Annotated in this window: 19 protein-coding genes and 1 pseudogene; 5 read left to right on the top strand and 15 right to left on the bottom strand. The window is 63.1% G+C overall.

Going from position 1 to position 24,348, the window contains the following annotated elements; all coding sequences use genetic code 11:
• Window positions 1-131: 131 nt before the first annotated feature.
• From ACFFIC_RS19525 to ACFFIC_RS19510, 4 genes are all read right to left on the bottom strand, one after another.
• The gene (locus ACFFIC_RS19525) at window positions 132-809 is read right to left on the bottom strand and encodes a winged helix-turn-helix domain-containing protein (RefSeq protein WP_377053430.1); all 678 of its coding nucleotides are present in this window, start codon (window positions 807-809) and stop codon (window positions 132-134) included.
• Window positions 806-1,429 (bottom strand): cytochrome b/b6 domain-containing protein, encoded by a 624-nt coding sequence (locus ACFFIC_RS19520; RefSeq protein ID WP_377053428.1) that lies wholly within the window; start codon window positions 1,427-1,429, stop codon window positions 806-808. The genes ACFFIC_RS19525 and ACFFIC_RS19520 overlap by 4 nt, the downstream gene beginning before the upstream one ends.
• Window positions 1,430-2,240: 811 nt before the next feature.
• Window positions 2,241-3,032: a COG4705 family protein gene (locus tag ACFFIC_RS19515; RefSeq protein WP_377053426.1), complete on the bottom strand. Its 792-nt coding sequence runs from the start codon at window positions 3,030-3,032 to the stop codon at window positions 2,241-2,243.
• Between the two features lie 98 nt (window positions 3,033-3,130).
• Complete coding sequence (locus tag ACFFIC_RS19510) at window positions 3,131-3,745, bottom strand: PepSY domain-containing protein (protein WP_377053424.1); 615 nt, start codon at window positions 3,743-3,745, stop codon at window positions 3,131-3,133.
• Window positions 3,746-4,535: 790 nt separating this feature from the next.
• On the opposite strand from ACFFIC_RS19510, the gene ACFFIC_RS19505 reads away from it, so the two are divergent.
• Entirely contained in the window at window positions 4,536-4,880 is a 345-nt protein-coding gene (locus ACFFIC_RS19505) for a metal-sensing transcriptional repressor (protein ID WP_456306951.1), read from the top strand.
• Window positions 4,881-5,204: 324 nt separating this feature from the next.
• Here the strand turns inward: ACFFIC_RS19505 and ACFFIC_RS19500 are convergent, their stop codons facing one another.
• The 3 genes from ACFFIC_RS19500 to ACFFIC_RS19490 form a co-directional block, all read right to left on the bottom strand.
• The gene (locus tag ACFFIC_RS19500; protein ID WP_377053420.1) at window positions 5,205-8,477 is read right to left on the bottom strand and encodes an efflux RND transporter permease subunit; all 3,273 of its coding nucleotides are present in this window, start codon (window positions 8,475-8,477) and stop codon (window positions 5,205-5,207) included.
• An 11-nt stretch (window positions 8,478-8,488) separates the two neighbouring features.
• The gene (locus ACFFIC_RS19495) at window positions 8,489-9,526 is read right to left on the bottom strand and encodes an efflux RND transporter periplasmic adaptor subunit (RefSeq protein WP_377053418.1); all 1,038 of its coding nucleotides are present in this window, start codon (window positions 9,524-9,526) and stop codon (window positions 8,489-8,491) included.
• Window positions 9,527-9,729: 203 nt separating this feature from the next.
• On the bottom strand, window positions 9,730-11,103 hold the full coding sequence (locus ACFFIC_RS19490; protein WP_377053416.1) for a TolC family protein: 1,374 nt from the start codon (window positions 11,101-11,103) through the stop codon (window positions 9,730-9,732).
• A 601-nt stretch (window positions 11,104-11,704) separates the two neighbouring features.
• Between ACFFIC_RS19490 and ACFFIC_RS19485 the strand changes: the two genes are divergently transcribed.
• Window positions 11,705-13,027, top strand: coding sequence for an MFS transporter (locus tag ACFFIC_RS19485; protein ID WP_377053414.1), 1,323 nt, complete (start codon window positions 11,705-11,707; stop codon window positions 13,025-13,027).
• Between the two features lie 70 nt (window positions 13,028-13,097).
• Here the strand turns inward: ACFFIC_RS19485 and ACFFIC_RS19480 are convergent, their stop codons facing one another.
• A complete protein-coding gene (locus ACFFIC_RS19480) occupies window positions 13,098-13,385 on the bottom strand; it encodes a hypothetical protein (protein ID WP_377053412.1) in 288 nt (95 codons plus the stop codon).
• A 419-nt stretch (window positions 13,386-13,804) separates the two neighbouring features.
• Between ACFFIC_RS19480 and ACFFIC_RS19475 the strand changes: the two genes are divergently transcribed.
• A complete protein-coding gene (locus tag ACFFIC_RS19475; RefSeq protein ID WP_377053410.1) occupies window positions 13,805-15,124 on the top strand; it encodes a type II restriction endonuclease in 1,320 nt (439 codons plus the stop codon).
• A gap of 586 nt (window positions 15,125-15,710) precedes the next feature.
• Here ACFFIC_RS19475 and ACFFIC_RS19470 read toward each other — a convergent pair.
• A complete protein-coding gene (locus ACFFIC_RS19470) occupies window positions 15,711-16,766 on the bottom strand; it encodes a transposase (protein WP_377053661.1) in 1,056 nt (351 codons plus the stop codon).
• A 474-nt stretch (window positions 16,767-17,240) separates the two neighbouring features.
• Between ACFFIC_RS19470 and ACFFIC_RS19465 the strand changes: the two genes are divergently transcribed.
• Window positions 17,241-17,900 carry a PEP-CTERM sorting domain-containing protein gene (locus ACFFIC_RS19465; protein ID WP_377053408.1) on the top strand — a complete coding sequence of 220 codons (660 nt, stop codon included), beginning with the start codon at window positions 17,241-17,243 and terminating at the stop codon, window positions 17,898-17,900.
• A 145-nt stretch (window positions 17,901-18,045) separates the two neighbouring features.
• On the opposite strand, the pseudogene ACFFIC_RS19460 reads toward ACFFIC_RS19465, so the two are convergent.
• The 5 genes and pseudogenes from ACFFIC_RS19460 to cueR all read right to left on the bottom strand — a co-directional run.
• Window positions 18,046-18,150: pseudogene (locus ACFFIC_RS19460) on the bottom strand (transposase domain-containing protein); the annotation flags it as partial.
• 337 nt (window positions 18,151-18,487) lie between these two features.
• Window positions 18,488-18,613 carry a hypothetical protein gene (locus ACFFIC_RS19455; protein WP_377053406.1) on the bottom strand — a complete coding sequence of 42 codons (126 nt, stop codon included), beginning with the start codon at window positions 18,611-18,613 and terminating at the stop codon, window positions 18,488-18,490.
• A gap of 27 nt (window positions 18,614-18,640) precedes the next feature.
• Window positions 18,641-19,417, bottom strand: coding sequence for an efflux RND transporter permease subunit (locus ACFFIC_RS19450; RefSeq protein WP_377053404.1), 777 nt, complete (start codon window positions 19,415-19,417; stop codon window positions 18,641-18,643).
• 576 nt (window positions 19,418-19,993) lie between these two features.
• The gene (locus tag ACFFIC_RS19445; protein ID WP_377053402.1) at window positions 19,994-20,461 is read right to left on the bottom strand and encodes a DUF411 domain-containing protein; all 468 of its coding nucleotides are present in this window, start codon (window positions 20,459-20,461) and stop codon (window positions 19,994-19,996) included.
• Complete coding sequence (gene cueR / locus ACFFIC_RS19440) at window positions 20,458-20,949, bottom strand: Cu(I)-responsive transcriptional regulator (RefSeq protein WP_377053400.1); 492 nt, start codon at window positions 20,947-20,949, stop codon at window positions 20,458-20,460. The genes ACFFIC_RS19445 and cueR overlap by 4 nt, the downstream gene beginning before the upstream one ends.
• Window positions 20,950-21,140: 191 nt before the next feature.
• On the opposite strand from cueR, the gene ACFFIC_RS19435 reads away from it, so the two are divergent.
• Window positions 21,141-23,543 carry a heavy metal translocating P-type ATPase gene (locus ACFFIC_RS19435; RefSeq protein WP_377053398.1) on the top strand — a complete coding sequence of 801 codons (2,403 nt, stop codon included), beginning with the start codon at window positions 21,141-21,143 and terminating at the stop codon, window positions 23,541-23,543.
• Between the two features lie 92 nt (window positions 23,544-23,635).
• On the opposite strand, the gene ACFFIC_RS19430 is transcribed toward ACFFIC_RS19435, so the two are convergent.
• Window positions 23,636-24,121 (bottom strand): hypothetical protein, encoded by a 486-nt coding sequence (locus ACFFIC_RS19430; RefSeq protein WP_377053396.1) that lies wholly within the window; start codon window positions 24,119-24,121, stop codon window positions 23,636-23,638.
• Window positions 24,122-24,348: the final 227 nt, after the last annotated feature.

Genomic DNA, 24,348 nt, shown 5'->3' with positions numbered 1-24,348 from the left:
TGGCTCGGACGGCTGCACTATTGACGCCTCCAATTTACCAAGGCTTTGCCGTAAGATTGAGATTTCCCAATGTCGTGCTCTGCCCAAGGACATGGCAACGCAAGCTCTGCGCTTAGCAGTCCTGGTTAGTCCTAATCGGGTGCGCGTAGGCAGTAACCGGCGCCACGAACCGTATGGATCACCTCCACGTTGAAGCCGCGATCCATCTTGCCCCGTAAGCGACTGACATGGGTTTCCACGATGTTGGTTTGCGGATCGAAGTGAAAGTCCCAAACCTTCTCCAGCAGCATGCTGCGAGTTACCACTTGGCCAGCATGCCGCATCAGGCACTCCAAGAGGCGGAACTCGCGAGGCTGGAGATCCACCCGCTGCCCGGCGCGAATGACAGTGCGCTTGAGCAGGTCCATCTCGAGGTCCGCGACGCGTAGGCGGGTCGGCTCCGCTCCGAGTGGTGGGCGGCGGGCGAGGGCATTGAGACGGGCGAGCAGCTCAGCGAGGGCGAACGGCTTCACAAGATAGTCGTCAGCACCGGCGTCAAGGCCTTCGACCCGATCGTCGATGCCGCCCATGGTGGTCAGCAGCAGGATCGGCGTGCGAACCCCAGCGGCGCGTACTGTGCGAACGATTCCTGCGCCGTCGAGGCCTGGTAACATCCGGTCAACCACCATCAAGTCGTAGGGCTCACCAGCCGCAAGCAAGAGCCCGTCGCGGCCGTTCGCCGCTGTGTCGACCACATAGCCTGCCTCGGTCAGGCCCTTGGTTAGGTAGTCCCGGGTCGACTTGTCGTCTTCAACGACGAGGATCTTCATAGCCTGGTCCCCTGTCGGTCCCGCCGCCATGCGAGGAACATATAGCCTAACCGCCCCTCGCCCATGCCCTGATGCAGGAGTGCAAACCCAACATGGCCGCTGAGGTAGACCCAGAGTAGGGTCGTGAACACTGGATGGGCTGCGAGCAGCGCTCGAAAGCCGCCGTACCAACCAAGGAAGCCAGTTACCACAACTGCCGAAAGGACAAGGAGGCCGAGGCCGTGCACGGCCGGGGCAAGTGCTCCGCTGGTGTCGGCGGCATGCGGCAAGCGACCTGCACGAATCCGCCGAATGACCCTAGTGATGTTCTCTGCCAAGGCGATGCGGCGGCGGGCCGAGAACCAAGGGAAGAGTGCGCTTCGCGGCGTTGTGCCGCCTGCTGGGCGAGCCAGCATCGCCAGCCAGACCAACATGACGGCGGCAACTGCTCCAAGGCCAAGCAGCGTGTGAGCCGCGAACCAAAGGTCCCCCGCTCCTCCACCGTCTCGCGGGGGCGGCGTCATAACCGAACTGGTAGCGAGTTGCGCCGCAACAATCGTCACGACGCCCGGGTGGGCGAGACGGGTTGTGATGGCATGCACCCCCGGTACCGTTGGCCCAACTTGTCTGGCCTCAGGCATCTCCGCCCCCTCTGCCTTGGTTCTGCAGCAGCGCCAGCAACCCACCGGGAGCGCAGGGGATTCGTGGCGCAACTGGCGGTGCGCGGTTGACGTCCAGCAGCGCTTTGGCTGCGTAAGTCAAAGGCTGGCTAGCGCCGCCTGCAAGCTCCAGGGCGCCGCAGGTGGTGGCGCTGACCAGTACACTGTGAGGGTTAGGTGAGATCAGCCGCAACATCCGGTTACTGCCTGAACCCTGGTCAGGGGCGACGATAAGAGTAGTCGGTGCCTTCTCTGTACTCCAGTCCTCTAGACTGATCGCGTGAACGTGGCACGCACCAACGCTCAAGATGGTCTGCCAAGCCCGCATGCCCGTGTTCTGTGTCGCAGCGGGATTGCGGGGTGCAGGGTGAGTGGTCCCCCGGTAGCCCATCGCGTAGGCAACAGGGTCCGGTGTACTGGGCATTAGCCTACTATCCAACGCCGCTGATGCCGGAACGGGACCATTCGACGTCAAATGCAATTCGAGTTGTGCCTCCTGCACCAAGGCGTCGCGGGCTGATTGTCGGCTGTCCATCAGCTTGGTCTCCTTCTGGCTAGTGGCCTGCAGTGCAGCCGATGGCGCCGAGTGGAGATTGTCACTGTCCCGGCTGCCCTTCATTGGCTGTCGCTATACGGTTTCCCAATGTGGTGTTCGCTTCTGCCGCAAACTGCGCCGGGCTGGTTGCAAACCAGGGGGGCGCAGCCAGAAGATGCGTGCAGGGCAGACATGGTGAGGGCCAGTCCCATAGATGCCGGGGTGGCCCTCTATCTAAGCCGGGCAAGATCGCCCGCATCAGCGCTCGGCTGTCGTGCGCCCCAGATCAGGGTCGCGCCCACCGAGGCTCAACCAGACGACCAGTGATCCGATGATGGCAATGAACATGATGCTCGTCAGCACCGTTCCCAGGCCTATCCCACCGTTCGTTGTCGGCTGTGACAGCAAATCACCCAGGGATGCACCGAGAGGACGCGTAAGAATATAGGCGATCCAGAAGGTCAGGATCGCATTGGCGCCCAGAGAATAATAGGCCATCGTCACCAGCGAGATCAGCGCACCGAATGCCAGGGCAGACGGCGCATAACCGAGGCCAAGGCCTTCTGCTGTGAGATCGCCTGCGGCTGTGCCGAGGGCAAACGTAAAAAGGATTGCCGCCCAGTAAAACAGTTCGCGCCGTCGTGTATGGATGCTGTGGATGGAAAGCGTGCGCTCCGAAGCGTACCATGCGGCAAAGGTCGCCGTGAGCGCGACGGCAAAGCCAGCTGTCGCAGCTGGAAGACTAACACCGAGAATGTCAACCATGCTGTCGGTGATCAACGTGCCGACAACGCTCACGAGAACTGTGGTGAACCAGTAGATCCAGGGCACGTAACGCTGTGCCCGTATCTGCATGGCGAGCACCGCCGCCAGCAGGATAGCCATAAGCATAGACGTGCCGCCGAGCCCCAAGTTCAGCGTCACTGACATAAAATCGGCGCCAGTCTCACCGACCGTCGTCGCCAAGATCTTGATGATCCAGAAATAGATAGTGACTTCCGGCACCTTGTTGAGCATCGGCGTTGTGCGCTGAGCGGCAAGGTTTGTCATGTCGGCAGGCTCCGTACAGGTTCGTCATTCGGGGTCGGAACGCCGGGAACATTCTTGGCTGCCGCCATGGTGCCCCCGGGTGATCCCAGCCCCGCCTTTCAGCGAACCTGCCCCCTATTGCCGTTCAAAGCAGGCTGACCCACGACACGGGCCTGTCCACTGGCTGCGTCTACAAAGAGCTTTGTGACGGAGCCGCCTTCCCGGGCTACCTCGACCTCATAGCCGTGCGCCTGACCATCGTCCTCCCAGGACGCCTCAACGGCGCGGCCACTGCCAGCGGCATGCTCGGCAGCAGCGATCGCTTGGCCAAGGGTGGTCGACGCCTGGAGCATTGCCTGCAACTCATCCTTGTCCGCGCGATCCAGGAGACGGCTAAGGAAACCCTGGTTTTCTATGGCGCGCCCGGCACCTGTAGAAGGATCAATTATCACTGTTACCATCTGGTCGCCGGAGGCCACCCGAACCTCATACAGTCGGGCGCCATTTTCGTGCTCCATCGAAAGCTTGACCGCACGGCCGCTCGCAATACGCTCAGCCGCCGTGACTGCATCGGCAGGTGCGATGCGCGCCCCCAACACAGCAGCTGCCTCCGTTTGATGCTCGGTGCTGCCACGCTGCCGCTGGCCTTCCGGGGCCGCCAGGGCCGCACCACCAACGGTAAAGGCCGCTAGCGTACCTGCGAGCGCAGCCGAAAGAATGCGATTACGGATCATTGTCCACGTTCCTGTGCCGTGGTCTCCGGTGGCAGAGACCAACGGTGCCGAAACTACGACCACGCACCTCGTCAGCCCTTGGACCGGGCTATACGGATCCCCAATGCCACAAGCTTGAGTAACCTTGAGTGTCGCAGCCTGGAGTATGGCTGAGCTGCTGCTCTTTCTGAATTGTTCGAGCTGCACATCGGCATCTGCTCGCCCGCGGGGAGCTCCTCGTGGCGGGGACGGTAGCCCGAACCTGCTCCGTGAGCCGCACTGACCTCCAACGCTTGTCCAGATACGCAGGTGATGCCGGAGGAGCAGATCAAGGGATCAAACCTCGCTCCCTCCAAGTCTGGTGCTGTCAGGCTGTGCCGAGCCACAAGGACAGAAGGGCTGATCACCTCGTCCGGACCCAAGCTCAACAGTTGAGCGCCTTCGGCTGGCGTTCAGTGCTCCTCCCTCCTGGTTTTGGTACCATTTGACACGTTTGACCGGGCGCCGGTTGATGTACCACTGCGAACCCCCTCCAGGGATCACTCCTTCCCAGACTCCCTGTGCCCCGGCCTCGGCCGACATCGGCGCGACAGTGGCAATTTGGGCCAGGATGAGGGCACATTGGAGATGCCACGGTGATCGGGCCGTGCGTCAAGTCTTTGAAGGTTCGGCGTGAACCTAATAGCGTCGAGGTTCAGCATTTGTGTCAGCAACGGCCTGTCGCCGTGCGCATCTCCGGGAGCGCAAACTCTGGGGCTGGACACACTCAGCAGGAACTCGTTGTGGTCAGCCTCCCCCGCCGTTCAGCGCAATGCTGACCCTGGCGAGGTTGCTATCGCCGCTTGACCTAATACCTCCCAGGTCGATAGGACATTTCATGTCCAAACCGCACGTTCACGCCTCCCATCCGGAAGTTATGAAGCGCCTACGCAGGGCGGAAGGGCATCTCCGCTCTGTTATGGAGATGATCGAAGCCGGACGGTCCTGCCTCGACGTTGCCCAGCAGCTCCAGGCGGTTGAGACGGCGATTTCCAACGCGAAGCGCACCCTTATTCACGACCACCTTGACCACTGCCTTGATCACGTGGTCGGCGCCGTACCGCGCGCGGAGAGAGGGCCCATCGAGGAATTCAAAGCCATTACAAAGTACCTCTGAGACCCCACGTCTGCCTGCTTAGACAGCCGCCTCCTGGATTTCGCGCATTGAAGCGCAAAGCTTCTTGAGACGAATGACCACCTGCCCGGGTTCACGGTTCGAGGTCGTGCTGCCGTCCGAGCAGGGCGACTACAACAACACCTCCAACATGGTCTCTACGGAATAGGAATGCGACCACATGTCGTCAGCAGGCTGGGGGCATAGGCTGGCTTCAGGCAATCCGCCGACAGCACACCCGACTGCCCTGACAGCGTGACATCGGAGTTGCCCAGGCCTACAGCGGCAAAGCATCCGGAGGTTGCCCAGTTTTCGGGAGGTCAAGCGTCACTCCGCCAGGTGATGGGCCAGCGAGCCACCCGCCGTTTTCGCAGTAGCCTGGACTTCCGACACCTTTCGGCTCCCGAAGCGCACGTACAAGGCGGGCAGCACCAGCAGGGTCAGCAGAGTTGCCGTTACCAACCCTCCGATAACGACGGTGGCAACCGGCTTCTGTACCTCGGCTCCAGCACCTGTGGCGAAGGCCATTGGTACAAAGCCGAGGGAGGCGACCAGCGCCGTTGTTGCCACCGGCCGTAACCGGTCCATGGCCCCCTGCAGTACCGCCTCCCTCGGGAACAAGCCATCTGCCAGGAGTTGCCGGATGTGCGTCAGCATTACCAAGCCGTTGAGCACCGCCACCCCGGAGAGCGCTACGAAGCCGACGACAGCCGAGACGGACAGCGGCATGTCTCGTAGCCACAGCGTGACCAGCCCACCCGATAGCGCCAGGGGAACGGCGCTGAAAACAAGTACAGCATCCCGGGGTGAGCCCAGGGCGATGTAGAGAAGCAGAAAAATAAGAAAGAAGCAGACCGGGACCACGATCATTAAACGGGCACGCGCGGACGCCAGGTTTTCGAACTGACCACCCCAAGTGACAAAGTAACCGGAGGGTAGCTGAACCTCAGCGGCTACGCGAGCTTGGGCCTCAGCCGCCAAGGAAGCAATGTCACGGCCACGTACGTTGGCGGTCACCACGACACGCCGACGCCCATTCTCCCGGCTCACTTGGTTAGGTCCTTCCGTGAATTCAAACCTTGCTAGAGTGCTGAGTGGTACGGAGCCTGGTAGGCCCCGGCGGCCACCCGGACCGCTTTCAACACGCGGTAAGGGCACGGGGAGGTTACGGAGGACATCCAGTTCCTGACGCACCGCGTCCGGCAGCCGGACGATGATGGGAAAGCGCCGATCGCCCTCCAGCAGGAACCCGGCCTCCCGCCCACCGATGGCGGCGCCGATGATGTCTTGTACTGCCGCAACACTCAGACCACGACGGGCGATCTCAGCCTTGTCCACAGTGATCTCGAGGAATGGCAGGCCGTCTGCTTGCTCCACCCGTACGTCCTCGGCTCCCTGGATGCTGCCGAGGACCGTGGCAATTTGATTTGCCGAGGTAAGCATGGGCCCGAACTCCTCGCCGAACACCTTGACCGCCACGTCGCCACGGACGCCCGCCAGGAGTTCGTTGAAACGCATCTGAATGGGTTGGCTGATCTCTACAGGGTTGCCTGGCAAGCTGCCCGAGATCTCCTCAATTCGCTTGATGAGGTCGTTCTTTGGTAGCGATGGATCCGGCCACTCGCTGCGGGGGCGAAGCATAACGTAGGCATCGGAAGCGTTAGGCGGCATCGGGTCTGCCCCCAGGTCAGCGGTGCCAGTCTTCGAGAAAACGTAGGCCACCTCCGGCAGCACGCTCAACGCCTCCTCCAACCGCAGCTGCATTTCCTGCGATTGCGTGAGCGAAGTGCTGGGGATGCGCACCGAGGCGACGACGATATCGCCCTCGTCCAACTGCGGCATGAAGTCCTGTCCCAGCCGCCCACCTAACATTACGCAGCCTGCGAAGAAGGCTGCAGCAGCTAACACGACGGGCAGGGGCAACCGGACTGCAAGGTTGAGGGCAGGGCGGTAAACCCACTTGAAGAAGCGGATAATGAGATTGTCGTCTTCGTTGACCTTGCCCGTGATGACGATGGCAATCATCGCCGGGACAAAGGTGAGCGACAGGATGAACGCTGCCCCAAGCGCGATGATGACGGTCACTGCCATGGGCGAGAACATCCGGCCTTCGACACCGGTCAGGGTCAAGAAGGGCACGTAGACGAGGATGATGATAGCCTGCCCGAACACGGATGGCCGGATCATCTCTCGTGCAGACGCGGCTACTGTCTCGAGCCGCTCCTCCAATGTCAGCTTCCCTTCCTTTTCATGCTGTCTTTCTGCCAAGCGGCGGAGGCTGTTCTCCGCGATGATCACTGCCCCATCGACAATGAGGCCGAAGTCGAGTGCTCCGAGACTCATTAGGTTCGCGCTGATCTGACCCTGCACCATACCCGTGAGGGTCAGAAGCATAGCGATCGGGATGACGAGGGCGGTGATGATTGCCGCCCGAATATTACCAAGTAGCAGGAAGAGCACGACGACGACGAGCAAGGCGCCCTCAGCGAGGTTCTTGGTGACCGTCTGAATGGTGGTGTTCACGAGACGGGATCGGTCGAGTACCGTCTTTACCTCGACATCCGGAGGTAGCGCGCGCGAGATCTCCATTAGCTTCGCCCGCACTGCGTCCGCCACCGTGCGGCTGTTGCCGCCAAGCAGCATGAGGGCCGTACCCACCACCGCCTCATGCCCCGCAACGCTGGCGCTGCCGGTGCGAAGCTCGCGCCCTATGGACACCTCGGCAACGTCGCGGACCCTGATTGGTGTTCCCTGGTCGCGTGTTGCAACGACCACGTCGCCGATTTCGGTCATTGATTCGAGACGCCCGGCCGAGTGGACGGCATAGCCCTCGCCGTTCCGTTCCAGGTAGCGGGCGCCGCGGCTGACGTTGTTGCGCTCAATTGCCGAGGCGATGTCCTCGAAGGAGAGATCTAGCGCAATGAGCCGACCGGGGTCCGGCTGGACGACGTACTCCTTAACGTAGCCTCCAAGGGAGTCGACGCCTGCCACGTTCGGCACCGTCCGCATTTGTGGCCGGATAATCCAGTCCTGCACTGTCCGGAGATATGCAGTCTGCTCCAGCTCGCTAACCAGGACCTCCCCCTCCGGAGTCCGGTAGCTGCCATCTGCCTGCCAGCCTGGCTGACCATCGTGGACGGGGGCTCCCGACGATGGGCGACGGTAGTCAATCGACCACATGTAGATCTCGCCGAGGCCGGTCGAGATTGGGGTCATCTGCGTTTGCACGCCCTCAGGCAACGCGTTGCGCGCCTGGGTGATCCGCTCCAGCACCTGCTGCCGAGCAAAGTAGATGTCGACGTTGTCGGCAAAGACCGCTGTGACCTGCGAGAAGCCATTGCGAGAGAGGGAACGCGTCTCCGTCAGCCCGGCAATCCCTGCCAGGGTGGTCTCGATTGGAAAGGTGATGAGCTTTTCCACCTCGTACGTGGAATAGGCCGTGGCCACCGTGTTGATCTGCACCTGCCTGTTCGTGACGTCGGGCACGGCATCGATGGGCAACACCTGGAGAGAGCGGATGCCGTAGAGGGCGGCCCCAATAGAAAGCAACACCACCAACCATCGCTGGTGGACCGAAAAGTCGAGGATGCGAGCAATCATAGTCTGTGCCCCTACTCGCGCTCGCTCTCGACCTTTGCCAACTCGGCCTTGAGGAGAAAGGTGTTGGAGGCAGCGATGCGCTCGTTCTCGTCCAGGCCGGAGAGAACCTCCGTGTTGCGGTCATCGGAGGCGCCTAGCCGGACAGGACGACGCTCAAAGCCATCGGGTGTGCGCACAAAGACCACTGGCCCGCCTGCCACGGTCTGGATAGCCTCTCGCGGTATCACCAAGCCTGTCCCCGGCCGCCCAGCCTGTACGGTCACGTTGACGAAGATTCCGGGCCGCCAGGCACCCTCGGGGTTCACCATTTCCGCCACGGCACGTGCTGAACGCGTCTGGTTGTCGAGCGCTGGACTGATGAAGATCAGCTTGGCGTCCCCCCGCAACTCGGGCTGCGGCCCAGTTACGGTGACGGATTGCCCCTCCTGCACAAAGGCCAGCTCCGTGGAGGGCACCGCCATCTCCACCCAAACGACCGAGAGGTCCACCACCGTGAAAGCTTGGGTCTCCGCAGTTACGGCGCCGCCTAGATCCACGCTGCGTTCGCTCACTCGGCCCGAGATCGGTGCCCGCACCTCCATGTGGGAGAGCGCTGAAGTCGGCTGGCGCGGCAGCCCCCGGATCTGCTCGACCGAAAGGCCCAGGGTCGCAAGCTTCTGTTGCGCCAAGTCAACACGGATACGTGTGCCTTCCGCCTCGGCACGCGCTCGAAGCAGGTCCTGCTCCGCCGTAATGCGCCGCTCCCAAAGGCGGCGCTCACGCTGATAAATGGCGGAGGAAAGCTGGTCGACCCGCAACGCGGCGAGATACTCTGCCTTCGCATCGGCCGCCTCGCGGCTTTCGATGACAGCGAGGACCTCTCCAGCCGCGACCTGCTCACCAGGACGCTTACGTAGCTCCGCCACAAGTCCCGCCACGCGGGTGGGAACCCGGACAAGGCGGTCCCCGTTGGGGATGATCGTCCCGGGCACCTGAACCTGGCGTGCAACTGCTCGGCGCGTTACCGCCAGGACCCGAATACGGGCCCGCTCGGCGTCCGCCTCTGTCATGCGGACGCTTGGGGGCTTGGCAGTCTCGGGTTGGATGCGCGCCGGTACGCCAGTGTTAGCAGGGGCAACGGGCAGAGTGGGCGTACTCCCCGATCTGGTTCCCGGCCGGGTCTCCACAGGCGGCAAGGCTGTAGACGAGCGGGCGGTCAGGAGGATGGCGAGGGTTGCGGCTACTGCGGCGGGGAGCAACTTGGGCCGGGCATTCATCGACTGTCTCCGCGAGCGCTGGGCGTAAGAGGATGCGGAGCGTTCCCTGTGAGCCGGTCTGCGTCCGCCCGGCGCAGATGATAATCGCGGAGCGCTAGATTCAGCTGTGCACGTGCCTCGAAGAGGACCCGCTGTGCGTCGAGAACTTCGAGGAACTGAAACTTGCCTGCACTGTAGCCCTCCCTGGCGAATGCAAACGCTTCCTCGGCACCGGGAACGACCACGCGGCGAAGGCCGTCCGCCTCGCGCCACGCGGTCTCCAGGCGCTGGTGCGTGTCCAGCAGTCCTGCACCGATCGCGATCTGGTTCAGTTCTGCCAGGCGTTCGGTCCGCGAGCGCTCGGCCCCGGCACGCGCGATGTTACCTTGGTTGCGATCGAAGATCGGCAGCGGCACCGAAAAGTTCAGGACCATGGCGGTGTCATCAGTGCCGCTGAGACGCCTGATCGCCGCCCCGACCCGTAGGTCGGGAACCGCCCGACGACGTTCCAATTGCAGCGCTGCGTCGGCGCGGGCTACCTCCTCACGCCAGCGGGCGAAATCGGGATTTGCCTCTGGATCCCTGGCAGGACGGTTTGCGGGGCCTGGACCAATGTCGTTGAACCAGGCATCCGTGGTCCCAAGGTCAACCTCTGGTACCGCTAAGAGTACTGCGAGCGCGCGGCGTGCCAAGCCTGACTCGTCTTCCGCACGCTGTCGAGCCAAGCGTACCGACGCCAGGGACACCTCCGCACGCCGTTGCTGGGGGTATGGCTCGCGTCCAGCACTCACACGCTCACGCGCAATACGGAGCACTCCCTCTGCTAAGCGAACGCTGTCCGCCGCAAGCCTGGAAGCCCGCCGCATTGCGATAGCCTCTGCGTACGCTTGACGCGCAGCGCGCACGAGGTTGAGGCGTGTTGCGTCGAGATCCCGTCCAGCAAGGGTAAGGTCACGTTGGGCGACCCCGACCCGTGCACCACGCTGGCCGCCGACCTCAAGCAGCTGGGAGAGCTCGTAGGTCGTCTCAGCCCGGCTGGTACCACGATAGGCGCCGGAGCCCGCGATGTTCTCGGCGGTGATGCTGACCGCCGGATTCGGCCTTGCTCCAGCTTGGGTCAAGCTACCGCGACTTGCATCAACGGCTGCTTGGGCCGCTGCGAGCGCTGGGGATCGTTGGAGAACCGCCGAGACGGCCTCCTCCTGCGAGGCGACCCGAAGGACAGCCTCTCCGGTTCTCAATGTACGCACCTGTGGCTCTCGCGCCTCCGCCACGCCCGTCCAAGAGGGCGTAAAGGCGACGACAATGGGGCCTGCAAGCCGGGTCAGCAGAATGGACCCGCAATGGCGAGCGGCTGTGCAATCACTCGCACGATAGGTTTTGGGGACCATGGTTCGACCCTAAAGACCGAGCGACGAAAGATGAGGCCTGTCCTGAGTCCGAGACCAACGGACAGCTAGAACGGCCAGGATGGGCTGATCAGGTGGATCGGGTGCTTGTCGTTGCATCCTGCTAGCGGGCACCACATTCAGCCGTGCGTCTTCAAGACCAACGCGTTTCGCTCCAGTCGTGAGGCGGCTACACAAGGGGGTGTGGCTGTTCACAACAGTTACCCTGACGGCCGAGGCATAAAATTGATTGGTCTCGTTAGGTAGTGAACAATCGGGTTCCGCAAATAGCTCGGCCAACTCTGTAGAAACCTGCGCATGCAAAACGCTAATGCCATAGGCGCGCTGGGCAGGGAGCGCGTGGTGCAATACTCGCACAATCAGCGCGCAATCTACCAAGCAAGTCACAAAGATCCGCACCACAAACACAACGCGCGCAAACATCAGCCCCCCCGGAAGCGCGAGAGGCAGCCCTCGCTTTGCACGACGCCTTGATCCTATCCCCCAGGGGAGGTTATGGTCAACCGGTAGAAGGTAGACTTCCTCCTGATGGCCAACAGGGCAGGACTCGCACTAGGGCGTGCCTCAAAGGAAACGCACATAGATGCTCGCTATTCTTGGACACCGCACCTACCGTCATTTGTTCCTGGCGCAGGTCGTCGCCTTGATTGGCACAGGGTTAGCAACCGTCGCGCTCGGGCTTCTCGCCTACGACTTGGCTGGAGCAGATGCGGGGCTGGTGCTCGGAACGGCGCTCGCCATCAAGATGATTGCGTACGTCACTGTTGCACCGATCGCGAGCGCCTTTGCGGAACGGCTGCCGCGACGAACGATGCTGGTTACCCTCGATCTCGTCCGGGCCGCGGTTGCTCTACTTCTCCCGTTCGTCTCGGAGATCTGGCATGTCTACGTGCTCATTTTTGTCCTGCAGGCGGCTTCGGCCGCCTTTACGCCAACCTTCCAGGCAACCATTCCCGACGTTCTTCCGGACGAGGCTGAGTACACACGAGCCCTATCCTTGTCCCGGCTGGCATATGACATGGAGAGCGTGGTCAGTCCGATGCTCGCGGCAGCCCTGCTGACAGTTATCAGCTTCCACGTACTCTTTGCGGGCACAGTGGTTGGATTCCTCATCTCGGCGGCCCTGGTGATGTCGGTGACCCTGCCCAGCCCGAAGTCCACGGAGCGACGTGGCATCTATGATCGCACCACCCGCGGCGTGCGGATGTACCTTGCTACGCCACGCCTACGCGGTTTACTGGCGCTGAATTTGGCCGTTTCAGCTGCCAGTTCGATGGTCATCGTGAACACCGTCGTGCTGGTTCAAGCGGCCTTCGGTCTGGACGAGCGGGCTACCGCGTTGGCGTTGGCATCCTATGGGGCCGGTTCTATGGCGGCCGCGCTGAGCCTGCCCCGCGTGCTCGACCGCCGACCGGACAGGGTGGTGATGCTGGCAGGCGGCGGACTGCTGGTGGCTGGTCTGACTGTGGGGACCTTCGTAGGCAGCTATGCCCTGCTCCTTCCACTCTGGTTTGTCCTTGGCTTCGGGAACAGCACCACGCAGACACCAACTGGACGCCTACTTCGTCGTTCAGCCCCGGCCGCGGACCGCCCGGCCATCTTCGCGGCACAATTCGCGCTATCCCACGCATGCTGGCTCATTACCTATCCGCTCGCAGGATGGATCGGCGCCAAATTCGGCTTTGGTGTTGCCTTTGCTGCTTTTGCGATCATCGCTGCGGCAGCCACCTTCCTGGCTACGAAGCTCTGGCCTGGGTCGGACGAGGATCTGGTTGAGCACACGCACAACGACTTGCCGCAATCCCACCCTCACCTCCGGGCCGGGGTGCAGACAGGAGGTGGTCCACAGCACGCCCATGCCTCGACAGATGATGAACTGCACGCAAACTGGCCGGAGCGCCCCTGAGATTACAAGTGGACCTCTACGGCAGTGCCGAAGAGGTCCATCGATCCGCAATTCCTGAAGCGGATGGCGCTTAACCTCCAGATCCGCCCAGCTGAGAAGGATCCTGGGTGCCGGGCGTGTTGGCCTGCGGGTTATCGGGGCCATGCGGGTGCGGCGTGCTCGGGTGCGGAGCAAGCCCGGACGCAGCCGCGCCAGGAACTCCAGCACCCTGGTCGATCGTCACGCCGGTCGGAGCACGCGGCGTCGGTGCGGTGCCGACGCCGCCGAGCTGCGGCGCAACCGTCCCTCCAGCCTGCTGAGCAAAGGCCGCGCCCGACGCGAACATCAACGAGAGTGCCAGAGTGGTGAGGATCTTCATGTGCTGGGCTCCTGATCTTAATTGAATGGGGAAGCAGCCCGCGTCCCTTATGCGGGCTGTCATCTCCCGGTTCGAGGTTTCAAATCCAAGCAGCCCGAGAAAACTGGTGTAGGGGAGCTTGGATCATCTATCCACTTGCCGTCAGCCTTTCTTGCTGACCCAACCAAGATGGGGCCCTTACATTGCGCCGGGTTTGCGAAAGGGCGACAAGATATTTCAGGCGCAGGCATCCTCGACGGCGCCTATGAACTCCTTGAGCCTCAAGTAGCCGGGCCGCCGCCGAGGCGGTTCTTCGCCATGGATGGCTCCCAGCTCCTCCTGCTACTCAGTCAGGGCGATGTCTTGCGTCCGGCGTGTTCAGGCCTGCATATCACTGCCTAGATTGGTATAGCCAAAAACGGCGGCTTCGGGGTTTCAGGATGCAGACTACACCCACTCTCCAGGCTGCTGAGGACAGCATCGCGAGTTCGCCCGAGTTGTTGACGGCCTTGTTGGCACGCTGGCGGGACGACCGGGGTGCCACCTACCAGAGCTGGTTTCTTTGGGAGGAGCGGGTAAAAAACTTTCGGTCGATTCGCCGCGGTCTTCAGCAGGTCGTGGCGGAGATCCAGTCCGGAACATTTGGCGTCGCCTATCGAGGGTCGTCCCTGGAAACGGTTGTCCACTCCATCGCTGAGCAACGTCAGATCTTCAAGGGTGCTGACCACGCCTTCCTGTGGAAGCCCAAGCTCCGGATCCCAGACATCTATGAGAGCCCAGGGAACCAGCGGGCTTTTGGACGCCTGCTGGATACCTGTGTCTGCTGCACTGCGGAGCAGCAGGTTCTCGCCGCGGTCCGGGAGATCGACAGGGTAGGCATCAAGGGCCTTGGCCCAGCAGTCGCGAATCTCTTGTACTTCCTACATCCCACGATCATGCCACCCTTCAACACGGCTATCGTCAACGGGTACAACGCGCTCACCGGCGCCAGGGTAAAGCTCGGTCGGTGGGAAGAGTACCTCGCCATGCGGCAGGGAATCCTCGCCCTCAACGCCAGGCACCGCAGCCTGCTGTCGAATGACCTTGGTGCCATTGGCGGCCTTCTCTTCGACCTGGGCAGCGGCCGCTATACGGCGCCACCCCGTGCCGACGACGTCAGTGCCAAAGCCACGTGGATGGCCGACTTGGCAGAGGTCCGCGAGGAGGGTGTCAGGACCGCCAAGGCCCTCGCGGAAGCCCGCCAGGAGGATGAGACCCATACCCAGGTGCAGGGCTGGCTCCGAGATCTCGGGAAGGCTTTGGGCTACGATGTCTGGATCGCCGCTAACGATCGCAACCGAGCTCTGGATAGTGGTAAGCTGGGTGATGGTTGCCTGGCTGATCTACCGGGGGCCCTACGCGGCGCCCCTGGTGCTGATGCCATTCGGCTCATCGATGTCCTGTGGCTGGGACGGGAGTCCGGACGGATCGTGGCGGCCTATGAGGTCGAGCACACGACGTCTATCTACTCTGGCATCGTGCGTATGCTGGACCTCGCGCTCGGGCCTGAGGCCCATGCCCTGGAGGGGATGTTCCTGGTAGCGCCGGATGGCCGCGAGGGGGAGGTGCGGGCACAGCTGGCGCGGCCTGCCTTCTCCCGTGTGGCGGACCTCAAGGTGCACTACCTGCCCTACGGCGAATTGAAAGCGCACCGGGAGGCCATTGCTCGCTTTGGGCAAGGCATGAAGCCCATCCAGGCCATTGCCCGCGAGCTTGTCTAGCAGGGAGCGCACCTCTCCCGCACGGCCGAGTACGACATAAAAAGAAATAAAGCCCGCCGCGGTGAGTGCCGTTTGTTCCATGTGCTTGGGAGGAATGAAGCTGCGCACGCTGCAGCTTACTGTGCTCGCTGGAACACTTGTGGTGAGTACACTGCCAGCTGTTGGCCAGCCTGTTTACCAGTACGACACTCCGGGCGGGTGGTCGCGCGGTGATGAACATCGGGCAGAGCACGCGGCGCGTGATGAGCACCGCGCCGACCATGCGGCCCAGGAGTCGGAGCGCCAGCTCGACCATGGGGGACGGGATGCCGCTGTGGGCGATTACCATGGGGCTGCCCACGCCCTGAGGAGGGCGCAGCAAGCCGAGATGGAGGCGCGGCGGCACGGCGGGTATTCCGACCGTAGGCCTGATCAGGAATACACCGGCCATTCCCGACATGACTGAGAGAGGCTCTGGAGCAGTAATCCATCAGGGGAGCTAGGACGATGAGTCGCTGGATTGTCTCCGTAACGCTGGGGGCCTGCCTTCTGTCGGCGCCCCAAGTTCTTGCGGCTGAACCAACCGCTCTACCAAGCATTGCGGCCGCTACTGAGGGCGGTAGGCAGCTACCCGCTGTAGGAGTCCAGTACAACCAGTCCCAGTGGCATCCCATCGGGTGCGTGCGTTCTGCCCACGATTGCGAGCACCTGGCCCATAGTCAGGGGCACCATCATCATCGCGTCGTCTGGGATGACCGTTCCTGTCGATATGAACCCCACCTGCTCTGCATTGCGGCAGGGTAGGCGGCTGCTCTGTAGGATTTCGAATGGCAGGAATGTAGGGTGCTCGCAGTAAGACAGAGGCACTCCGGGGCGAAGGCTGCCCCGGCGCGTCAACGCTGAGGACGTCGCGCATGCTCGAAAGGTTTACAGGCGGCTTCCAGAATTTCCGAGCGAGGCGTCCTGCAGCCAGGAATATGTACGCGGTCTGGAGCATGGACTGTATGATGAAGTCGCAACGGTCGTAGCGCAGAGCCAGACGCCTGTTCTTCAGCAGCCAGGCGTTGGTGCGCTCCACCGGCCAGCGCCGCTTGCCGAGACCTGACCCGGGTGCCCAACCGCGTTTGTGGATGCGGGCCCTGACGCTGAACTTGCGGCAGTGACCTCGGTGCCGCTTGGCGTCGTAGCCTTTGTCGGCGAGAACCGTACGGATGCGCGCCAGGACGGCGAAGGCAGCTAGGAACAGGCGCTCGAACAGCAGGGTGTCAGGCACGTTGGCGCCCGTGACGGCGCAGGCTACCGGCAGCCCGTCGCCTGTTGTCGCGACATGGTACTTGCTGCCCTGCTTGGCCCGGGCCGTCGGGTTTGGGCCAGTTGTGTCCCTGCCTCGCTTGGCGCGCACCGAGCAGCTCTCGAGGATCAGGTTGGGGTGGCCGCGCAGCAGGCGGGCAAGCAGAGCATTCACCCGCCCCAACAGGCTCGTGCGCGGCCACGCTGCCAAACAGCGGAGCAGGATCGAGCCGCTGGCCCTCTCCGGTGTCGCGCGCAAGCTGAGCCATGGCGTGCCCTCGCGCAGGAACACCCGTAGGGTGGCCAGCTGCCGCAGTAGGGAGGCAGACGGGTGGCCACGTCCGCGAGAGCGGCGCCCTTCGCAGCACTCCATTGCCGTCGCGATCAGCCCCAGGATCCTTTCCACATCCCCCTCCGCGCCAAAGCCGCACAGGTGGGAAGAGGCTCAACAGCTCGCCGGAAAAGAGTTTCTCAACTCACAGTCGTAGTGAAAACCACCTCCTGGGCCAATCTGTTCGTGATGGTATCAACCGGATGCAAAATGGAAAGATAAAATTCGCATTATATATTTGGTGTTACATGGCAAGTTCCAGACCCCCGCAATTCGTCGGCCAAATTGACATCAGGTATACCTTCGAGTATTTGCTCAGTTGTAAACCTCTGATGTAAAAGCCTTCTCCGGAACGGCTCGAAAATTGCGCTCCTCCCCATTTCCGGGTTGTCGTTCTGCGATCCGGCTTCAGGAGGAATTCGCATGCAATCCAAAAAGGCTGCCGCCCCGCCCTCGATAAGGCGCCACCAGGGGTTAGGCGGCTTCACCCTGGCCTCAGCTTTGGCGGGCGCGACGATGCTTGCCGCCGTGCCGGTCCACGCTGCGCCGGTGCTCTACGAGGCTGTACTTGCGCCGTTGAGCAACTCGGGCGTGTCAGGCCTCGCCAGGCTCAGCCAGGACGGCAACCTTCTGACCGTCAACATCACGGCGAGCGGCCTCACCCCAGACCAGGTCCATGTGCAGCACATTCACGGCCCCTCCGATGAAGCCGGAAATCCAGTCGGAGCAATGACGCCCACCCTGGCGCAGGACCTGGATGGCGATCGCTTCATCGAACTCGCAGAGGGCGCTCGCACCTATGGGCCGATCATCCTGAATCTCGACGCACCGCCTGGGTCGGGCCAGTTCCCGACGGCGCCGAACGGAATGGTAAACTTCACGCAGATCTATGACCTCTCGAACAGCCCCGCCTTCGTGGCGGGCTTCACCAGCGCAGATCTTCTTCCGCTGACCCTGCGGGAGATCGTGCTGCACGGGGAGCTGCTGACCTCGCAGACTGGACTGGGCTTCGGGCCCGGCGAGGCGGATGGCACGCCGGGATACAAGGCCGTGCTTCCCGTAGCGTCCGGCGAGATCAGGGCCGTGGCGGTGCCTGAGCCCGCCTCGGTAGTGCTGTTCGGAACGGGCCTCCTTGGGCTGGGTCTGGTCTGGCGCCAGCGCGCGCGACAGGGGTGAGACATTGCGGCGGCACCTACGGTGCCGCCGCTTCTTTGTTTTTAGGGCCGCATGCCCCTCTCGTGCTGCATCTGAGGGCGGGTACGAAGATCCGGGAGGGGGCGAGACCGATCGTCAACCAAGGCGATTGGTATGACCTGGTCTTACAGTTCCAAGGCAGGAGCTGATCGAGCTTGGAGGCGGTGTGGTCGGCGATGCGGGCGAGCACGTCGGCGAGCTAAGCAGGCGGGTCGACGTCGTCGAGCTTGGCGATGGCCCGAAGAAGCCCAACAGCCCGCCGGAAAAGAAATTATCTACTTGCAGTAATAGTGTAAACCGCCTCTTAGGAGCGTCGCCGTGTGTCGCTGTGTCGCTGTGCGGCTCTGCCGCTGGGCGTAGAGCAGACGGTGGACACACTCCTGCGCGAGGTCGCCCACAGAGGTAGTAGCCAAGTCGAGGAGCGGGGTGGAGAGCCAGTTCGTGGTGGCGTCTATTATCGCTTCTCCATCACCTAGGCCGCTTCGCGGTATGTGCCTTCCGTTGGTGAACAGTGGAAGGCACTCGCGCCTAGTCCTCCTGTTGGTGGCTGGCCGATCAGGTGCAGTCCGTCACTCCACCACCGCCAAGGTTTTCGCCTTCCGCACGGCACTCTCAGCACTGGGAAGTCGCCAGCCCTTTACGGTGGCATAGATCGCCGGGATGACGAGCAGGGTCAGCACCGTCGAGGACACCATCCCACCCACCATGGGAACGGCAATCCGCTACATGAGTTCCGACCCCGTCCCAGTGCTCCAAAGAATGGGCACCAAGCCCGGCATGATGGCTGTCACGGTCATCATTTTGGGTCGCACGCGCTCGACGGCGTCTTCCATGATGGCGTGGCGGAGATCCTCGCGAGTCAGTGGGCTTCCCTCAGCACGACGCCGCTCCCGGATCTCCGCAAAGGCGTGGTCCAAGTAGATCAGCATGATGACGCTCGTCTCGGCTGCGACTCCGGCGAGGGCGATGAAGCCGACCGCGACGGCCACGCTCATGTTGAAATTCATGAGGTACATGAGCCAGACGCCGCCAACCAGGGCGAACGGAACCGAGAGCATGACGATGAGCGTTTCGGTGAGGCGCCCAAAGTTCAGATAGAGGAGCACAAAGATCAGCAGCAGGGTTACCGGCACCACGATGGCCAGCTTCGCCTTTGCGCGCTGCATGTATTCGAACTGTCCGCTCCACTCGATATGGTAACCTGGGGCCATGCTGACCTGCTCAGAGACGGCGCGCTGGGCATCCGCGACGTAACCGCCGATATCCCGGCGGTGCATGTCTACATAGACATAGTTCACGAGATGAGCGTTCTCGGTGCGAATTGTCGACGGGCCGCGGCGTAGCTGGACCGCCGCTAACTGCCCCAGAGGTATGGCGACTCCCTGGGTATTTCTGGACGAGAACCTGGCTTGCGATGCCCTGCGGGTCGCTTCGAAGTCCTCGTGGGTAGCGGACGTTGACGGTGTATCGGGGTCAATGTCGTCTGGAACCCGCTCCAACCCTGACGGCAACCACGCAGCAGACAGGATCGTCCGCGGAGGGGTAGCCAACTAGGAATATGAGCAGGGAGAAGCCGCGGCAGCCGGAGGGCGCCCGCGGTTCAGTTCAGACGAGGCGAATAGGAGGTCCGATGATGGGTTCGGGCGAGACGCCCTCAGACCGGCCGGTCTCAGTCCAGTAGCAAATGGAACCCCAGGCCGAGTGCTCCACCGTTCGTGTGGCTGGCGGGGGGAGCACGACCGTGAAAATACAGCCCAGGTCCGTCATGCAGCCCGGCACCTGGTCGTTGCAGGGTGGCGCCGAGGTCTCATGGCACGGCATCAGAGCGCCGCTGTCTTCTGCCTCGTCAGCCATCATGGTCATGCCAGCCGGAGCCGCCTTGGCGGACAAGGGAAGGTTCTGCACCAGACCGGCACCCAGGAAGGCGCAGATCGCGATCACAGCAATGACCAGCTAGGAGAGGCGAGAGGACATGACGTCAGCTTAGTCCCGGACGGACAGGTTTCGAAGAACCCGGCCGGGGAGAAATCCGGGCCCGGGTCGGGAGGTCCTGGCTCCCATTACGATAGCGAGGGTCAATGCTGTGCCCAGACCCGGTTGCCACCAGACCCGCCGAACACGACGACTTGGTACGGAGTACCCGGGATGTCCATCCCCGGCGAGGACGGCGGCATCCCCGGTGCAGCCAACCCCACGGCGCGAGGGCGCTCCAGGAGCAGGCGGCGGACGTCGCCCGCGGGGACATGCCCCTCGATCACGTAGCCGTCCACCACGGCTGTGTGGCATGACTGAAGGGCCTCTGGGACGCCTCTGGCGGTCTTGATGGCCGCGAGGTCACCGACGTCGTGCACGGTCGCTTGGAAGCCAGCGGCGCGCATGTGCTCTACCCAGCCTTCGCAGCAGCCGCAGGTCGCGTCCTTCCAGACCTCGATCGGGGTGCCCTGAGCCGCGCGAGCAGACGCGAGCGGTGCGGCTGCGGCGGCCAGGCCGAGGCCCAGGATCCAACGCCTGTTGGGCAATGGCGGTGCGGAAGTCTCGCTCATGACATAGCTCCCTGATTGGCTCGGTGCGCCGTGGCACTTGGTGCTTCACGTCTTGCTCGCTGCCCCTTTGCCGATGCGCTCGGGGCAGCAAGATCACTGCTTCCTTCGGCGATCTCGTCCAGAATGGGGCACTCTGGTCGGTGGTCACCGTGGCAGGCCGCTGCCATGCCCTCCAGCGCCTCGCACATCCGTGTCAGCTCCCCGATTTTAGCCCTGAGTTCCGCCGCATGCTCGGTCGCGATCCGCTTTACGTCGGCGCTCGCCCGATCCTCGTCTTGCCAGAGACCAATCAAGAGCTTGATCCGGTCCAGCGGAAGTCCGAGGTCGCGCGCCCTCCGAACGAACTTCAGGGTTTTGACGTCAGCCTCGGAGTAGACCCGGTAACCAGCCTCTGTCCGCCCTGCCTTCCCGAGGAGACCGATGCTCTCATAGTAACGCAACATCTTGGCCGAGACGCCGGACGCTCTGGCCGCCTGTCCGATCTGCATCTTCTACCTCCACCCGGACCACCCAGCCCCGATGCCGCAGAGATGGGGTTTCCCACTGTGGGAAGGTCAAGCCCCAAGTGATGGACGGGTCAGACCAGACGGCACTTGACCTTCCCACGATGGCAAACCCCAGCTTTAGAGCCTCGTCACAGCGGCTCCTCCAGGAGCGAGCTGAACCAGGAGCGGCAAAGATGAGCGGTCAGCACTCCGGTCACGGACACGCACACGGCCATCAGCACGGACCGGGCTGCCACCACAGCCACGGCGCCATGGCCGCCAACAACGGGAAGGTCACAGATCCTGTCTGCGGCATGAAGGTGGATCCGGCGGTCTCCAAGCACCGCCTGGAGCACGCAGGGACCACCTACCATTTCTGCTCCTCCGGATGCCGAACCAAGTTCGAAGCCGACCCTGGGAAGTACCTCACTCCGAAGGTGGCTACGGCGCCGACCGCTGCCCCGAAGGGCGCCATCTACACCTGCCCCATGCACCCTCAGGTCCGGCAGGAGGGACCGGGCAACTGCCCCCTTTGCGGCATGGCCCTCGAACCCCTTGAGGTCACGACAGAGGCCGGACCTAACCACGAGCTGATCGATATGACCCGGCGGATGTGGATCGGGCTTGCCCTAACCATCCCGGTCGTCATCCTTGAAATGGGCGCCCACATTCCCGGGCTCGGCTTGCACAACCTGATCTCGCCGACCGCGTCGACGTGGCTTCAGTTCCTGTTGGCGACACCGGTGGTCCTTTGGGCGGGATGGCCCTTCTTCGTGCGCGGTTGGCAGTCCGTCGTGAACCGCAGCCTCAACATGTTCTCGCTGATCGCACTGGGGACAGGAGCCGCCTACCTCTACAGCCTAGTCGCCACCTTTGCCCCAGGCGTCTTCCCCGAAGGCTTCCGCGGTATGGGAGGGACGGTGGCCGTCTATTACGAGGCCGCAGCCGTCATCACGGTCCTGGTGCTCCTTGGCCAAGTGCTGGAACTCCGTGCCCGGGAGCAGACCGGCGGCGCCATCCGCGCTCTCCTGAACCTCGCACCCAAGGTCGCGCGCCGTATCCGGCCCGATGGGACTGACGAGGAGGTCAACCTGGCCGAGGTGCAGTTGGGCGACCGACTGCGGGTGCGTCCCGGTGAGGGTGTTCCGGTGGACGGCGAGGTCCTGGAGGGCGGCGGCTCGGTGGATGAGTCCATGGTCACCGGGGAGTCCCTGCCAGTCGAGAAGGCGTCCGGCTCCAAGGTCATTGGCGGTACGGTGAACGGCACCGGATCCCTGGTGATGCGCGCCGACAAGGTGGGCTCGGACACCATGCTCTCCCGCATCGTCGCCATGGTGGCGGAAGCCCAGCGCAGCCGGGCTCCCATCCAGCGCATGGCCGACCAGGTGTCCGGCTACTTCGTCCCGGCGGTCATCGCCGTGGCGGTTGTCGCCTTCATCGCCTGGGCTGTCTGGGGCCCGGCCCCGGCACTCTCCTACGGACTGATCGCTGCTGTCTCCGTGCTCATCATCGCCTGCCCATGCGCGCTCGGTTTGGCGACCCCGATGTCGATCATGGTCGGTGTGGGCAAGGGCGCGAGCGCCGGTGTCCTCATCCGTTCGGCTGAGGCGCTCGAGCGCATGGAGAAGGTCGACACCCTGGTGGTGGATAAGACGGGCACCCTTACTGTTGGCAAACCCGAGGTGGTCGCCGTGATCCCTGGCCCGGGTCTCACCGAGGAAGAGGTGCTGCCGCTTGCAGCTAGCCTGGAGCGCTCCAGTGAGCACCCACTTGCCGCCGCAATCGTGGCAGCGGCCCACAACCGTGAGGTGGAGCTCCAGGAACCCGGCGACTTCGCCTCGATCACCGGTAAGGGCGTCAGCGGAACTGTCGGTGGACGTCAGGTAGCCCTGGGCAACGCTCGCCTGATGAGTGATCTCGGCGTCGATCTTGGAGATCTCGCCGCCAGAGCTGATGACTTCCGCCGCCAGGGAGGTAGTGCTCTATTCCTGGCAGTCGATGGTCGGGCAGGTGGCGTCATCGCGGTGGCTGACCCCATTAAGGAGACGACGCCTGGCGCCCTGCAAAGTCTGCGCGCCGAAGGCATCCACATCGTCATGCTAACCGGAGACAACGCCACCACGGCTGCGTCCGTCGCCCGGAAGTTGGGCATCGACGAATTCCAAGGTGACGTCCTTCCCGAGGACAAGCACCGCATTGTGCGGGAGCTCAAGGGGAAAGGGCGAGTGGTCGCCATGGCGGGCGATGGCGTCAACGATGCGCCAGCATTGGCCGAAGCAGATGTAGGCATCGCCATGGCGACGGGCACCGATGTTGCCATGCAGAGTGCGGGCGTCACCCTGGTAAAGGGAGATCTCGCGGGTATCGCGCGGGCCCGCGCCCTGAGCCACGCGACCATGCAAAACATTCGGCAGAACTTGTTCTTAGCCTTTGTCTACAACGGGCTCGGAATACCGCTCGCGGCCGGTTTGCTCTACCCGTTCCTGGGCATCCTGCTCAGCCCAGTCGTCGCCGCGCTGGCAATGGCATTGAGCTCGGTCTCGGTGATCGGCAACGCCCTGCGGCTCAGGGCCGTCCGGATCGATGGCGTGCGGTGACAACCCTCGGGAGCGTGGATGGGGTGTTCGGGCAACCGCGTGTACTCATCAGTGCGTGGTGGCGGCCAGACTGGCCGCCACCACAACCCTGTTCAGCGAGCCCGAGCGCCGCGCTGGGTGCCGGTGGAGCCCCCCATCTGGTCGCAGTGCGCCATCATGGCCTGCATATCGGAGCTCATGCTGGCACCCACCCGCATTTGCTGACGCATCTCAGCACAGTGGGCCATCATCTGCGGCATGGTCATGCCAGACATATTTTGCCCCTGCATGCCACCGCCCTGAGCGTTGCTGCCTCCCCGCATGCCGGGCATGTTCGAGTGATCCATGCCCTGCATGCTGCCTCCCCGCATACCCGGCATGTTGGAGTGATCCATCCCCTGCATGCTGCTCCCTTGCATGCCCTGGGGGCTCGATGCGGGCATGGCGGTCGAGCGGCCAGCAGGCTGGATCGACATGTCGGCGGCCTGAGGAGCCGACGCCATTGGTGTCGCCTGCTGGGCACACGCCGCAGCGCCCAGTGCCAGGGTCAGGCCAAGAACCAGCCGCGTATGCCTGTATCCATGCGAAGTAATGTTCATGTGTCCTCCTCTTGGCCGAGCCGCGCCGGACCGGGCTGGCCAACATTCTGGGATTCCCGTGTCCGGCGGGAGCAGACGACTGAGCCACGGCATGGCCACTCGGCCCTACCGGGACTGGTAACGCGCGTCAGCGCGGCACGGTCGAAAGCTACACGCTCTCTGCAAGGCCGTCCTCAATGCCGGGCCCTGGCAAATCTTTCATTTTATGTCTGAGGTCAGACTCTCAT

The sequence above is a fragment of the Muricoccus vinaceus genome (genome assembly GCF_042433125.1).
GTDB classification, from domain to species: Bacteria; Pseudomonadota; Alphaproteobacteria; order Acetobacterales; family Acetobacteraceae; genus Roseomonas; species Roseomonas vinacea.
The sequence above is the reverse complement of the archived record's forward strand: the minus strand, read 5'-3'. Positions and strand labels throughout refer to the sequence as shown.